Raw genomic sequence first — 13515 nt, 5'->3', positions numbered from 1 at the left:
GTCAGGGCGGGGCGGGCTTGAGGGGTTCCGATGACCTATCTTGACCGCGCCCTGCGCATCTGGCCTGTCGCCCTCGTCCTCGGCGCGGCCCTGTTGGTGACCGGCTGCGGAGGCGGCGGAGGCGGAGGTGGTCCCTCGACGGGGGTGACCACGCCTCCTCCGCCGCCTCCGCCTCCACCTCCACCACCCCCTCCCCCCCCGCCGCCGCCTCCCCCGAGCGTCAGCAGCACCGAGTACCAGCGCAGCTGGGGCCTGGCCGCGATCCACGCCAATGTCGCCTACGACGCGGGCTATACCGGCGCGGGGGTGACCGTCGCCGTCATCGATACGGGCGTCGATCCGGCCCAGGCCGATCTCGCCGGCCGGCTGTCGGCCGCCTCGACGGACATCGTCGCCGGCCGCAACACGCCATTCGAGACCAGCCGCCACGGCACCCGCTCGGCCGGGATCATCGCCTCCAACTTCAACGGCATGGGCACGATCGGCGTGGCCTACGGCTCGACCATCCTGTCGATCCGCGCCGACACCGTTTCGACCAACCCCGACTGCGAAGACTGCATCTTCGGTTCGACCAACCTGGCCCGCGCCATCGACTACGCGGTGGCGAACGGGGCCAAGGTGATCAACCTGTCGCTGGGCGGCGAGAACCCGCTGGGCGCGACCTTCGAAGCGGCCCTGGCCCGCGCCACCGCCGCCGGGGTGGTCGTCGCCGCCTCCTCCGGCAACGAAGGCGAGGCCGATCCCGGCTGGCCGGCGCGCTACGCGGTCGACTCCCGCTATTCCGGCTCGGTGCTGGCCGTGGGCTCGGTGTCGCGCGCCGGGACGATGTCCAGCTTCTCCAATCGCGCCGGCGTCGCCGCCAACGGCTACATTGTCGCCCCTGGCGAGGAGGTGGTCACCGACTGCGACGCCAGCGGCAGCTGCTGGCGGATCTCGGGCACCTCGTTCGCCGCCCCGCACGTCTCAGGCGCCCTGGCCCTGCTGTTGCAGGCCTTTCCCAACATTTCCGGCCGCGACGCGGTGTCGATCCTGCTGCGCACCGCCGCCGACCTGGGCGCGACGGGCACGGACTCCACCTACGGCCGCGGCTCGCTCGACCTGACGCGGGCCTTCCAGCCGGTCGGGACCAGCAGCCTGGCGACCGGCGACGGCGCGGCCGTGATCCTCGACGACGGCTCGGCCCCGGGCACCAACCTGGCCGGCTCGTTCGGCAACGCCCTGGCCCGCACCACCGCCCTGACCACCGTGCTGACCGACGACTATCACCGGCGCTTCGTGGTCGACCTGGCCGGAACCGTGCCGTCAGCCTCGCGCCGCGGGGTCGGCGACCTGCCGCCGGCGGCGGCCTCCAGCTCGGTGGTTCTGGGCGGCCCCGCCCTGGCCGGCGCCCAACTGGCCTTTACCGCCGAGGCCCCGCTGTTCGAGGACATGCCCAACGCCAGCACGCCCGACCTGCTGCTGGCGCCCCAGCCGATGCGCTCGGCGCGCATGCAGGCCGCCTTCGGGCGCTTCAGCTTCTCGACCTGGAAGGGCGAGGGCGGCGCGCCCGCGCCCGCCGGCCCCGAAGGCCGCGACGCCTTCCGCATGGTGGCCCGCCCCGACCAGACCGTTCAGGCGGCCGTGCGCCTGGGCCGCTTCGCCTTCAGCGCCGAGCAGGGCGAGGCCGAGCGCCGCCTGCCCTTGCAGACCACCGAGATCAAGGCCTCGCGCTATGTCGCCGCCACCGGCCAGACGGCGGTCGGCGGCGGGGTGCTCAGCATCACCGCCGGCGCGCTGGACGAACCGCTGGGTCCGCTGGGCTCGTTCCTGGCGCCCAGCTCGACCTTCGCCCTGCCTTCGACCACCCGCTTCACGGCGGCGGCCTTCGACATCTCACCGCGTCCGGGCGTGACCCTGCGGGCCGAGGCCTCGATGGGCCGGATGGACGCGCAAGGCGGCCTGCTGGCCCTCGACGGCGCGGTCAGCGGCGCCTGGCGGCTGGCGGCGGCCGCCGACTGCGGCCTGATCGGCTGGTCCTGCGCCCAGTTGACCCTCGAGATCGCCCAGCCGCTGCGCATCGAGGCCGGCCGCTTCACCACCACCCTGGCCGACGCCCCGCTGAGCTACGAGGATCCGCTGACCTATTCGACGCGGCGGTTCAGCGCCTCTCCCGACGGCCGCGAGATCGACCTGCGGCTGGGCCTTGAAAAGGCCCTGAGCGGCGAGCGGCGCCTGACGGTGCGCGGTGGGGTGGCCCTTCAACCCGGCCACGACGCCTCGGCCGATCCGGAGCTGAACCTGTCGGCCACCTATCGCGCCCGCTTCTGAGGCCCCTTCCATTCCGTCGCGCGCCGTCTAAAGTCGACGAATAAAACGATCGTTTGACGCGACGGATAACAGGAAGGAACCGCCATGGCCCTCGACCGCGAAACCCGCGACCAGCTGCTCGACATGGTCGCCCGCTTCGTGGCCGAACGCCTGCGGCCGATCGAGGCCCAGGTGGCCGAGAACGACGCCGTGCCCGACGCCGTGATCGCCGAGATGCGCGATCTTGGCCTGTTCGGACTGTCGATCCCCGAAGAGCACGGCGGCCTTGGCCTTTCCATGGAGGACGAAGCGCTGGTGGCCATCGAGCTGGGCCGCGCCTCGCCGGCCTTCCGCTCGGTGTTCGGCACCAATGTCGGCATCGGCAGCCAGGGCCTCGTCATGTTCGGGACCGAGGCCCAGAAGGCCAGGTGGCTGCCCGGCATCGCCTCGGGCGAGACCGTCACCTCCTTCGCCCTGACAGAACCCGAGGCCGGGTCCGACAGCGCCTCGGTGCAGACCCGGGCCGTGCGCGACGGCGAAGACTACGTCCTGACCGGCTCAAAGCGGTTCATCACCAACGCCGGCAAGGCCTCGCTGTTCACGGTGATGGCCCGCACCGACCCCGACGCCAAGGGCGGCTCGGGCGTGTCGGCCTTCCTCGTGCCCGCCGGCCTGCCGGGCCTGCACGTGGGCAAGGCCGAGAAGAAGATGGGACAGCAGGGCGCCCACATCCACGACGTAACCTTCGACGGCGTGCGGGTGCCGGCCGAGAACCGGCTGGGGGCCGAGGGCGAGGGCTTCAAGGTGGCCATGCAGGTGCTCGACCGCGGCCGCCTGCATATCGCCGCCGTCTGCGTGGGCGTGGCCGAGCGGCTGATCGCCGACTGCGTGGCCTATGCATCCGAGCGCAAGCAGTTCGGCCAGCCGATCGCCAGCTTCCAGCTGATCCAGGCCATGCTCGCCGACAGCAAGACCGAAGCCCTGGCCGCCCGCGCCCTGGTGCTGGAAACCGCCCGCAAGCGCGACGCCAGCGAGGGCGTGACCCTGGAGGCGGCGGCGGCCAAGCTGTTCGCCTCGGAAATGGTCGGCCGCGTCGCCGACCGGGCGGTGCAGATCTTCGGCGGAGCCGGCTATGTGGCCGACTACGGCATCGAGCGGCTGTATCGCGATGTCCGTATTTTCCGGATTTACGAGGGCACCAGCCAGATCCAGCAACTGGTCATTGCTCGGGAAACTCTTCGGCGTGGCGGATAGCCGCAAGCATAACACGGTAGAGTGCGACGTCCTGACGCGCTCAAAACGGGAAAAGTTGTTGGCGCATTAACCATCGACCGCGAGAGTGACCACCGATATCTCAATCGGGGAAGCGGCCAGATGAGCCAGGACTATGCACTGAGTGACCGCGTTGCGTTCATGGGTCTCGACAACCGAGCCCGTGCGGCCCTGCGGGCTCTGCGTCCGCTCATCGAGCGGGAAATCGGCCCGGCGCTGAAGGGCTTCTACGATCGCGTCAAGGCCACGCCCGAGACCCGCAAGTTCTTCGGCGACGAGCGCCACATGGATGCGGCCGGCAATCGCCAGAAGTCGCACTGGTCGGTGATCGCCGAGGCCGACTTCAGCGACACCTACGTCAAGGCCGTGCGCACGATCGGCGAGACCCACGCCCGCATCGGCCTGGAGCCGCGCTGGTACATCGGCGGCTACGCCCTGGTCAGCGAGCACCTGATGCGCTCGGCCATCCGCGAGATCTGGCCCAAGGGCTTCATGGCCAAGGCCGACGGCGCCGAAAAGGCCGGCGACGCGGTTTCGGCCCTGATGAAGGCGGTCATGCTCGACATGGACTTCGCCATCTCGATCTATCTCGAGACCATCGAGGCCGAGCGCAAGCGCCTGGAAGAGGTGCGTCTGGCCAACGAACGCAGCCAGACCGCCGTGGTTCAGGCCCTGGGCGAGGCCCTTTCGCGCCTGGCCGAGGGCGACCTGGCTTCGCGCCTCGACATCGAGGTCACCTCCGACTTCCAGAAGCTGAAGGGCGATTTCAACGCCGCCGTCGCGACCCTGGAGGAAGCCATGGCCGCGGTATCCGCCGCCACCGACGGCATCCGCTCGGGCACCGACGAAATCGGCGTCGCCGCCGACGACCTGTCGCGCCGCACCGAACAGCAGGCCGCCAGCCTGGAAGAAACCGCCGCCGCCCTCGACGAAATCACCGCCACGGTGAAACGCGCCGCCGCCGGCGCCCGCCAGGCCTCGGACGTGGTGGCCGGCGCCAAGACCGACGCCGAGCGCTCGGGCATCGTCGTCACCGACGCCGTCGCCGCCATGGGCGAGATCGAGACCAGCTCGCGCGAGATCAGCAACATCATCGGGGTGATCGACGAGATCGCCTTCCAGACCAACCTCCTGGCCCTCAACGCCGGCGTCGAAGCCGCGCGGGCCGGCGATGCGGGCAAGGGTTTTGCGGTCGTCGCCTCGGAAGTGCGGGCCCTGGCCCAGCGTTCGGCGGAAGCCGCCAAGGAGATCAAGAGCCTGATCGGCGCCTCGTCCAAGCAGGTCGAGGCCGGCGTGGCCCTGGTCGGCCAGACCGGCGAGGCCCTGCGCGGCATCGTCGTCAAGGTGGCCGAGATCGACGCCCTGGTCGGCGAGATCTCGTCCTCGGCCCAGGAACAGTCGAGCGGCCTCGCCCAGGTCAATATCGCCGTCAATCAGATGGACCAGGTCACCCAGCAGAACGCCGCCATGGTCGAGCAGACCACCGCCGCGACCCACTCGCTGAAGGGCCAGTCCAACGAGCTGACCCGCCTCGTCGGCGGCTTCAAGACCTCCCGCCAAGCGGCGCCGGCCCAGGCCGCCCGTCCAGCCCCTCGCCCGGCCGCGCCCCGCGTGGCCTCCCGTCCCGGCGCGCACCGCGGCTCGACCGCCGTCGCCATCGAGCAGGACTGGGAAGAGTACTGAGTTCTGTGCCGTCGGGGCGCGGCTTAGCGTAGCGCGCTCCGACCAGTTTCTTCGCGCGTCTCCTCACCTGACCCGCCGCAAGGCGGGTCTTTTTCTTGGGAACCGCATCGATGAAGAAGAAGATGCCCGGCGTTACTTGCAAACCCCGTGCTCCAGACAGCAAAACGCCCCCGCCGATCCGGCCTTGGCGCGTCCCCTGCGGGATGCGCCGGCCTGGACCAGCGGAGGCGCTTGAAACCCCCTCTGGGAAGGCGCGTAAGACTTACGCGCCGCCCGGGAAGCGGAACGGAACCTTCACGGTGCCGGTCTTCGAGCCCATCGGCAGCTTCTCGGCGATGCACATGGCCGCCTTGTCGAAGCCCTTACCGGCCGCGCTGTTGTCCACGACCTTGCAGGCCGAGAGCTTGCCGGCGTCGGCGGTGCACTCGAGCATCACCTGAGCGGCGTCCTTGGTGTTGGCGAACTGCTGGAGGCAGCGGCCCATTTGGTCTTCGAAACCGCCGGCGGCCGAAGCGGCCTGAGCGACGAAAAAGCTGCCGGCGATTCCCGCGGCAATAGCGATCGGATATTTCATCCCGCTGCTCCTAGTATTTTTTGTTCGTCCGTTGGACGTTGCGCCAACCGGACGCCTGCACCTTTTCCCAGGAGCGAGTTAAGATATTCTGAGTCAGCGAAGAATAATCGATATTTACTTATCGATAACCATAATGACTTGTGAAGGGCGCCAAGCCGCCACATTCCCCGCACTCTAGACTCAAAAACACGTGCATGCGCGCGCATCGATACGGGGTGCGACAGGGTGCGGCCATCATCCTTAACCAAAGTCAGGAACTATTAGGACTCTATCGTGATGATCGCCTCACGTTGCGAACGGTCCGTGGGCACGGCCGTCGCTTGGAGGGGATTTGTCATGAAGCGCTTTCGACTCGTCGATCTGCCGTTGATCATAAAAATCGGCTTCGCGCCGGCTTTCGCTCTGCTGATGCTGGCGGCCATGGCCGTGGGGTCCATCGTCGTGCAGAAGAGCCAGTCGGCCGCGCTGCATCAGGTCGTCGAGACCGACATGCGCACCAACAGCGAAATCCAGTCGCTGTCGCGCCGCATCACAGACGCTCACGGCAAGCTCTACCAGATCCTGGCCTCCAAGGCCGACCCGATGGCCGCTCCGGCCGGTCCGCGCATCACCGAACTGCTCGCGGAGTTCGACACCCTGGGCAAGGAAATGAAGGCCCTCTCCGGCCGTCTTCCGGTCTCGGAACGTCCCAAGATCGACGCCCTGGTCAAGGCGCTGGCCGAGTGCCGCAGCGCCGTCGACACCGTCAGCGGCATGGTCGATGTCGACGCGGGCATGGCGATGAGCTTCGCCGGCAGCTTCGAAGACCAATATGTCAAGATGGCCGCTCAGCTGCAGAAGGTCGTCGACGACGCCGCCAGCCGCGCCAAGACGCAGGCCGCCAAGCGCCAGGCCGAGGCCGCCGCCTCGATCAGCATCACCATCGTTCTCTCGCTCATCACCCTGGCCGCCGTCGGCGCCCTGGCGTTCATGACCGTGATGACGACCCGCAAGTCGATCGGCGACATCGCCGGCGCCACCGAGAAGCTCTCCAAGGGCGACAACGGCATCGATCTGGAACGCCTGACCCGTGGGGACGAGCTGGGCGCCATCGTGCGTTCGCTGAAGGTGTTCCGCGACAACCAGCTGCACCTGGAACAGCTGCGCGCCGAGCAGGAGAAGTCGGCCGCCCTGACCGCCGACGAGCGTCGCGCCAAGGAACAGGCCGCCGCCGCCGCCGCCCGCGAAAGCGCCCTGGTGGTCAGCTCGCTGGCCGAGGGCCTCGAGCGCCTGGCCCAGGGCGACCTGACCTTCCGCGTCACCGCCAACTTCCCGGGCGAGTACGCCAAGCTGAAGGACGACTTCAACGGCGCCATCGCCCAGCTGCAGGACACCGTGAAGGTCATTACGGCCTCGACCGACGGCCTGCGCACCGGCGCCGACGAAATCGCCCACGCCTCCGACGACCTGTCGCGCCGCACCGAGCAGCAGGCCGCCAGCCTGGAAGAGACCGCCGCCGCCCTCGACGAGCTGACCGCCACCGTGCGCCGCACGGCCTCGGGCGCCCGCCAGGCCTCGGACGTGGTCTCGACCACCCGTGGCGAAGCGACGCATTCCGGCCAGGTCGTCCATCAGGCAGTGTCCGCGATGGGCGAAATCGAAAATTCCTCCAAGCAGATCAGCCAGATCATCGGCGTGATCGACGAGATCGCCTTCCAGACCAACCTCCTGGCGCTCAACGCCGGGGTGGAGGCCGCCCGGGCGGGCGAAGCGGGACGTGGTTTCGCGGTGGTCGCCCAGGAAGTCCGCGCGCTCGCCCAGCGCTCGGCCGAGGCCGCCAAGGAGATCAAGACCCTGATCTCGTCGTCGACCCAGCAGGTCTCTGCCGGGGTCAGCCTGGTCGGCCAGACCGGCGAGGCCCTGCAGCGGATCGTGGTGAAGGTCGGCGAGATCGACGCCCTGGTCACCGAAATCGCCGCCTCGGCGGCCGAGCAGGCGACCGGCCTCAACGAAGTCAACACCGCCGTCAACCAGATGGATCAGGTGACCCAACAGAACGCCGCCATGGTCGAGCAATCGACCGCCGCGACGCACTCGCTGAAGGGCGAGACCGCGGAGCTGGTGCGCCTGATCGGTCGCTTCCGTGTGGGCGAAGGCGCCACGCAACGCTTTGAACGCCCGCGCGAAGCCGACGTCGCCGTCGACTCGCCGGCCCGCAACCCCGTCGCCGAGCAACGCGCCCGGCTCGGCGCCTTCGCCCGGCCTGGCCGTGGCGGCGCCGCTGCCGCGGCCGCCCCGGTCAGCGACGGCTGGGAGGAGTTTTGATGACTGTCCTTTCGCTGCCCGAAACGCTTGATCTGAAGGCCTCGGGTCCCCTCAAGGCGGCGTTCCTGGAACGTCGCGGCGATGCGGTCGAGGTCGACGCCGGCAACGTCCGTCGTCTCGGCGGCCTTTGCCTGCAAGTGCTCCTGGCGGCCAAGACCGCCTGGGCGGCGGACGGCAAGTCCTTTTCTATCCGGGCCCCTTCGGAGGCCTTTGTCGAAACCACCCGTCTGTTCGGCGCCGAAGGGGCGCTTCTTTCGGCGGATATCCATGGAGTTCAATCGTGACGCGGACGGTCCTCACGGTCGATGATTCCCGAACGATGCGGGACATGCTGCGCATGGCCCTCGCCGGCGCCGGGTTCAACGTCGTCGAAGCGGTCGACGGCGAGCACGGGCTGGAAGTTCTTTCGGCCCATCGCCCCGACGTGATCATCACCGACATCAACATGCCCAAGCTGGACGGCTTCGGCTTCATCGAGGCGGTGCGGGTCGACGACGACTATCGCGCCATCCCGATCCTGGTGCTGACCACGGAAAGCGACCCGGCCAAGAAGGACCGCGCGCGCCGCGCCGGCGCCACGGGCTGGATCGTCAAGCCGTTCAACCCGGAAAAGCTGGTCGACGCCATCCGCCGCGTCGCGGCCTGACGTCGTTTCCCCCTCCCCGGGGGCACTTAAAGACCTTCTCGTTTTAGGAACGTTGGAATGGACGAGTTAGAGGCCATCAAGGTCACCTTCTTCCAGGAGTGCGAGGAACTTCTCGCCGACCTCGAAGGCGGACTCCTGGCCATGCAGGACGGCAACGACGACGGCGACACCGTCAACGCCGTGTTCCGCGCCGTCCACTCGATCAAGGGCGGCGCCGGCGCCTTCGGCCTCGAGCCGCTGGTGCGCTTCGCCCACGTGTTCGAGACCCTGCTCGACGCCGTTCGTTCCAACGAAGTGCCTGCGACCCCCGACCTGGTGGTGACCCTGCTGCGCGCCTCGGACGTGCTGGCCGACCACGTCAGCTCGGCCCGCGGCCTGGGCGTCGTGGACGAAGCCGTCTCGGCCGCCATGGCCGCCGAGCTGAAGGCCTGCACCGACCCCAACGCCGCGCCGGCTCCCGCCGCCGTTGTCGAGGCGCCGGTGTTCGAAGCCGCGCCCGTCGCCGCCGCCCCGGCCGAAGCGCTGATCGGGGCCGACGACGCCCTGGACGACGACGACCTGGGCTTCGACTTCCAGCCGATGACGATCACCATCGACGAGCAGGCGGCCGACGTCGCCGCCGCCGCGGGCAACGTCTGGACGGTGTCTATCCGTCCGAAGTCGGACCTCTACCGCAAGGCCAACGAGACCGCCCTGCTGCTGCGCGAACTTGCGCGCCTGGGCCCGATCGAGGCCACCCTGGACGCCAGCGCCATCCCGCCGCTGGACATGCTGGACGCCGAAGCCGCCTACGCCACCTGGACGGTGCGCCTGGAGACCGAGGAAGACGAGACCGCCATCCGCGAGGTCTTCGAATTCGTCGACGGCGACTGCGACCTGGAAATCACCCGCGGCGAGGGCCTGAGCGCCGACGCCGCCCTGGCCGCCCTGCTGGCCGGCGAGACCCCGGCGGCCATCGCCGCGCCCGAGCCCGTGGTCATCGCCGAGGCTCCCGCTCCGGTCGTCGTGGAATCCGCCCCCGAACCTGTCGCGGTCGCGCCGGTCGTCGAAGCTGCTCCCGCTCCGGTCGCCACGCCCGTGGCCGCGCCGGCGCCGGTGGCCGCTGCTCCGGCCGCCGCCGCCAAGACCCAGCAGATCGACGTCCCGGGTCCGGGCCAGTCGGTGATCCGCGTCGATCCCGAGCGCATCGACCGCCTGATCGACCTGGTCGGCGAGCTGGTCATCAACCAGGCCATGCTGGCCCAGCGTGTCGGCGAATACGGCATCGCCCCCTCCTCCAACCTGGCCATGGGCCTCGACGAGCTGGAACAGCTGACGCGCGAGATCCAGGACAGCGTCATGGCCATCCGCGCCCAGCCGGTGAAGTCGGTGTTCCAGCGCATGCCGCGCCTGGTCCGCGAAGTCGCCAGCATGACGGGCAAGCAGGCCCGCCTGGTGATGGACGGCGAGAACACCGAGGTCGACAAGACGGTCATCGAGCGTCTGTCCGACCCGATCACCCACATGCTGCGCAACGCCATCGACCACGGGCTGGAAAGCCCCGAGGAGCGCAAGGCGGCCGGCAAGAACCCGGAAGGTGTCGTGAAGCTGGCCGCCCTGCATCGCAGCGGCCGGATCGTCATCGAGGTGTCCGACGACGGCAAGGGCATCAACCGCGAGCGCGTCCACTCGATCGCGATCAAGAAGGGCCTGATCTCGCCGGAGCTGCAGCTGACCGACGAGGAGATCGACAACCTGATCTTCCTCCCGGGCTTCTCGACCGCCGACAAGATCTCGGACGTCTCGGGCCGCGGCGTCGGCATGGACGTGGTCAAGCGCTCGGTGCAGGCGCTCGGCGGCCGCATCTCGATCACCTCGCGTCCGGGCCAGGGCTCGACCTTCACGCTGAGCCTGCCGCTGACCCTGGCCGTCCTTGACGGCATGGTGGTCGACGTCGCCGGCGAGACCCTGGTGGTGCCGCTGGCCGCCATCGTCGAGAGCCTGCGTCCCAAGCCCGAAGAAGTTCGCCCGCTGGGCCCGGTCGGCTCGGTGCTGGCCGTCCGCGACAGCTTCGTGCCGCTGATCGACGTCGGCCTGACCCTGGGCTACCGCGAGGCCTCGCCCCCGCCGACCGAAGGCGTCGTGCTGCTGGTCGAGGGCGAGGACGGCTCGCGCGCCGCCCTGGTGGCCGACGCCATCCACGGCCAGCGCCAGGTGGTCATCAAGTCGCTGGAGCAGAACTACCAGCAGGTCGACGGCGTGGCCGCCGCGACGATCCTGGGCGACGGCCGCGTGGCCCTCATCCTCGACGTCGATGCGGTGATCAGCCTGCGCCGCCGCGAACCGCCCCGCCCCGTCGAACCCACCCTGATCGCCGCGGAATAAGCCGATGTCAGAAGAAATCATCACCACCGGCGCCGAACGTCGCGAGCTGATCTCCTTCCGCGTGGGCGAGCAGGAATACTGCGTGGACATCATGGCCGTCCGCGAGATCCGCGGCTGGAGCCCCGCCACCACGCTTCCGCAGTCGCCCGGTTACATGCGCGGCGTCATCAACCTGCGCGGCGCGGTGCTGCCGATCATGGACCTGGCCTGCCGTCTGGGCATGCCGGTGATCGAGCCGACCGTCCGCAGCGTGTTCATCGTGGTCAAGGCGGGCGACCGCATGATCGGCATGCTGGTCGACGCGGTGTCGGACATCCTGTCGATCACCGACGACCTCGTTCAGCCGACCCCGGACCTGGCCTGCGACGCCGTTCGCAGCTTCATCCGCGGCATCATTTCCATCGAGGGCCGGATGATCAGCGAGATCTCGCTCGATCGCCTGCTGCCCGAGCGCGAGGCCCTGGCCGCCTGATGACCTTCGCCTCCGCCCCCACGGATCGCCGCGAAGCCATCGTCGATGGCGAGTTCGCGTTCACGACCCAGGACTTCAAGCGCATCGCCGAGATCCTGTACGGCATGGCTGGCATCAGCCTGCCCGACACCAAGGCCACGCTGGTCTATTCGCGCCTGGCCAAGCGCCTGCGCGCCCTGGGCCTGCGCTCGTTCAAGGAATACTGCGCCTTCGTGACCAGCGAGCAGGGTCACGACGAAAGCCAGGAGATGCTGCGGGCCCTGACGACCAACGTCACCCGCTTCTTCCGCGAGCCGCACCACTTCGACGACCTGCGCGCCAACATCCTGGAGCCGATCGCCGACCAGGTGCGCGCCGGCCGCCGCCTGCGTCTGTGGTCCGCCGCCAGCTCGTCGGGCCAGGAACCCTATTCGATGGCGTTCACGGTGCTGTCTGTTTGGCCCAACGCCGCCGAACTGGACATCCGCATCCTGGGCACCGACATCGACACCAACGTCCTGGCCACCGGCCGGACCGCCGTCTATGACGAGCACCTGCTGGAAGGCGTGTCGCAATCGATGCGCGGCCAGTATTTCGAGCGTGATCCGAGCGACCGCCGCGCCTGGCGGGTCTGCGAGGCCGCGCGCAGCCTCGTCGCCTTCCGCGAGCTGAACCTCAACGGTCCGTCGTGGCCGATGAAGGGTCCGTTCGACGCCATTTTCTGCCGGAATGTCGTGATCTATTTCGATGAACCGACCCAGGAGCGGGTCTGGAGCCGTTTCGCGCCGCTGCTGGCGCCGGGCGGCAAGCTCTATGTCGGCCACTCCGAACGCGTCGGCGCCAATGTGCGCGGCTTCGAGAGCTGCGGCCTGACCGCCTATCGCAAGACGGGGGTCTGACCATGGCCAAGATTCGCACCCTCGTCGTCGACGACTCGGCGACCATGCGCGGCCTGATCACGGCCGCCCTCAACCGCGATCCCGAGATCGAGGTGGTCGGCGCCGCCGGCGACCCGTTCGAGGCCCGCGGCATGATCAAGGCCCTGAACCCCGACGTCGTGACCCTCGACATCGAGATGCCGAACATGAACGGCATCGAGTTCCTCGAGAAGATCATGCGCCTGCGGCCCATGCCGGTGGTCATGGTCTCCAGCCTGACCCAGGCCGGGGCCGAGATGACCCTGCGCGCGCTGGAACTGGGCGCGGTCGACTGCGTGGGCAAGCCCACCACCGCCACCGGCACCGCCGAGGCGCTGGCGGAAGTCGCCGAGAAGGTGAAGACCGCGGCCCGCGCCTCGGTCCGCACCAAGGCCGACGCGCCGGCGACCCCGACCCGTCGCGGCGGCGCCTACCTGCCCTCGGGCGACGTGGTGGCCATCGGCTCGTCGACCGGCGGGGTGGAAGCCCTGCTGACGATCCTGTCGCAGTTCCCCGAGACCTGCCCGCCGACCGTCATCACCCAGCACATGCCGGCCACCTTCACCGCCAGCTTCGCCGCGCGCCTCGACCGCGCCAGCGGGGCCAAGGTGCAGGAAGCCACCGACGGCGCCATGCTCGAGCCGGGCAAGGTCTATGTCGCTCCCGGCGGCGCGACCCACCTGGAAGTCGTCCGCTCGGCCGGCCTGCGCTGCCGCCTGGTGGCCGGCGACCCGGTCAGCGGCCACCGCCCCTCGGTCGACGTGCTGTTCCGCTCGGTGGCCCAGGCCGTCGGCGACAAGGCCGTCGGCGCGATCCTGACCGGCATGGGCCGCGACGGCGCCCAGGGCCTGCTGCAGATGCGCCAGGCCGGCGCCCGCACCGTGGGCCAGGACGAGGCCAGCTGCGTCGTCTACGGCATGCCGCGCGCCGCCCAAGAAATCGGGGCCGTGGAGAAGCAGGTTTCCCTGTCCTCCATCGGCCAATCCATCCTCGATCTGGCCTCCGCGAGGCGATAGAC

The 13515-nt window shown here is 69.4% G+C and carries 11 protein-coding genes; 10 read left to right on the top strand and 1 reads right to left on the bottom strand.

Annotation, left to right across the window (positions count from 1 at the left end; all coding sequences use genetic code 11):
• The first annotated feature begins 30 nt into the window (after positions 1–30).
• From P7A99_RS09060 to P7A99_RS09050, 3 genes are all read left to right on the top strand, one after another.
• Positions 31–2307 (top strand): S8 family peptidase, encoded by a 2277-nt coding sequence (locus tag P7A99_RS09060; RefSeq protein WP_277793554.1) that lies wholly within the window; start codon positions 31–33, stop codon positions 2305–2307.
• Positions 2308–2391: 84 nt separating this feature from the next.
• Entirely contained in the window at positions 2392–3540 is a 1149-nt protein-coding gene (locus P7A99_RS09055; RefSeq protein ID WP_277793553.1) for an acyl-CoA dehydrogenase family protein, read from the top strand.
• Positions 3541–3660: 120 nt separating this feature from the next.
• The gene (locus P7A99_RS09050) at positions 3661–5241 is read left to right on the top strand and encodes a globin-coupled sensor protein (protein WP_277793552.1); all 1581 of its coding nucleotides are present in this window, start codon (positions 3661–3663) and stop codon (positions 5239–5241) included.
• Positions 5242–5503: 262 nt separating this feature from the next.
• On the opposite strand, the gene P7A99_RS09045 is transcribed toward P7A99_RS09050, so the two are convergent.
• On the bottom strand, positions 5504–5815 hold the full coding sequence (locus P7A99_RS09045) for a hypothetical protein (RefSeq protein ID WP_058347358.1): 312 nt from the start codon (positions 5813–5815) through the stop codon (positions 5504–5506).
• Positions 5816–6151: 336 nt separating this feature from the next.
• Between P7A99_RS09045 and P7A99_RS09040 the strand changes: the two genes are divergently transcribed.
• Genes P7A99_RS09040 through P7A99_RS09010 form a run of 7 tightly spaced genes read left to right on the top strand, consistent with a single transcriptional unit; the run spans position 6152 to position 13513 of the window.
• Entirely contained in the window at positions 6152–8119 is a 1968-nt protein-coding gene (locus P7A99_RS09040; protein ID WP_431307652.1) for a methyl-accepting chemotaxis protein, read from the top strand.
• Entirely contained in the window at positions 8119–8403 is a 285-nt protein-coding gene (locus P7A99_RS09035) for an STAS domain-containing protein (RefSeq protein WP_420808196.1), read from the top strand. The genes P7A99_RS09040 and P7A99_RS09035 overlap by 1 nt, the downstream gene beginning before the upstream one ends.
• A complete protein-coding gene (locus P7A99_RS09030) occupies positions 8400–8765 on the top strand; it encodes a response regulator (RefSeq protein ID WP_058347355.1) in 366 nt (121 codons plus the stop codon). The genes P7A99_RS09035 and P7A99_RS09030 overlap by 4 nt, the downstream gene beginning before the upstream one ends.
• 57 nt (positions 8766–8822) lie before the next feature.
• Positions 8823–11129 (top strand): chemotaxis protein CheA, encoded by a 2307-nt coding sequence (locus P7A99_RS09025; protein ID WP_277793551.1) that lies wholly within the window; start codon positions 8823–8825, stop codon positions 11127–11129.
• Positions 11130–11133: 4 nt separating this feature from the next.
• Complete coding sequence (locus P7A99_RS09020; protein WP_277793550.1) at positions 11134–11601, top strand: chemotaxis protein CheW; 468 nt, start codon at positions 11134–11136, stop codon at positions 11599–11601.
• Positions 11601–12479 carry a CheR family methyltransferase gene (locus P7A99_RS09015; protein ID WP_277793549.1) on the top strand — a complete coding sequence of 293 codons (879 nt, stop codon included), beginning with the start codon at positions 11601–11603 and terminating at the stop codon, positions 12477–12479. The genes P7A99_RS09020 and P7A99_RS09015 overlap by 1 nt, the downstream gene beginning before the upstream one ends.
• 2 nt (positions 12480–12481) lie before the next feature.
• Positions 12482–13513 (top strand): protein-glutamate methylesterase/protein-glutamine glutaminase, encoded by a 1032-nt coding sequence (locus tag P7A99_RS09010; protein ID WP_277793548.1) that lies wholly within the window; start codon positions 12482–12484, stop codon positions 13511–13513.
• The last annotated feature ends 2 nt before the right edge of the window (positions 13514–13515 follow it).

Origin of the sequence: Caulobacter endophyticus, assembly GCF_029543245.1 — a bacterium.
Taxonomy (GTDB): Bacteria; Pseudomonadota; Alphaproteobacteria; order Caulobacterales; family Caulobacteraceae; genus Caulobacter; species Caulobacter endophyticus_A.
Note: the sequence above shows the minus strand (reverse complement) of the source record. Positions and strands in the feature narration are given on the sequence as shown.

What these genes read in the sequence shown, in the direction of transcription:
- P7A99_RS09025 (WP_277793551.1), top strand. Translation starts at nt 8,823, where the DNA reads ATGGACGAGTTAGAGGCCATCAAGGTCACCTTCTTCCAGGAGTGCGAG.
- P7A99_RS09015 (WP_277793549.1), top strand. Translation starts at nt 11,601, where the DNA reads ATGACCTTCGCCTCCGCCCCCACGGATCGCCGCGAAGCCATCGTCGAT.
- P7A99_RS09035 (WP_420808196.1), top strand. Translation starts at nt 8,119, where the DNA reads ATGACTGTCCTTTCGCTGCCCGAAACGCTTGATCTGAAGGCCTCGGGT.
- P7A99_RS09055 (WP_277793553.1), top strand. Translation starts at nt 2,392, where the DNA reads ATGGCCCTCGACCGCGAAACCCGCGACCAGCTGCTCGACATGGTCGCC.
- P7A99_RS09020 (WP_277793550.1), top strand. Translation starts at nt 11,134, where the DNA reads ATGTCAGAAGAAATCATCACCACCGGCGCCGAACGTCGCGAGCTGATC.
- P7A99_RS09060 (WP_277793554.1), top strand. Translation starts at nt 31, where the DNA reads ATGACCTATCTTGACCGCGCCCTGCGCATCTGGCCTGTCGCCCTCGTC.
- P7A99_RS09040 (WP_431307652.1), top strand. Translation starts at nt 6,152, where the DNA reads ATGAAGCGCTTTCGACTCGTCGATCTGCCGTTGATCATAAAAATCGGC.
- P7A99_RS09045 (WP_058347358.1), bottom strand. Translation starts at nt 5,815, where the DNA reads ATGAAATATCCGATCGCTATTGCCGCGGGAATCGCCGGCAGCTTTTTC.
- P7A99_RS09050 (WP_277793552.1), top strand. Translation starts at nt 3,661, where the DNA reads ATGAGCCAGGACTATGCACTGAGTGACCGCGTTGCGTTCATGGGTCTC.
- P7A99_RS09010 (WP_277793548.1), top strand. Translation starts at nt 12,482, where the DNA reads ATGGCCAAGATTCGCACCCTCGTCGTCGACGACTCGGCGACCATGCGC.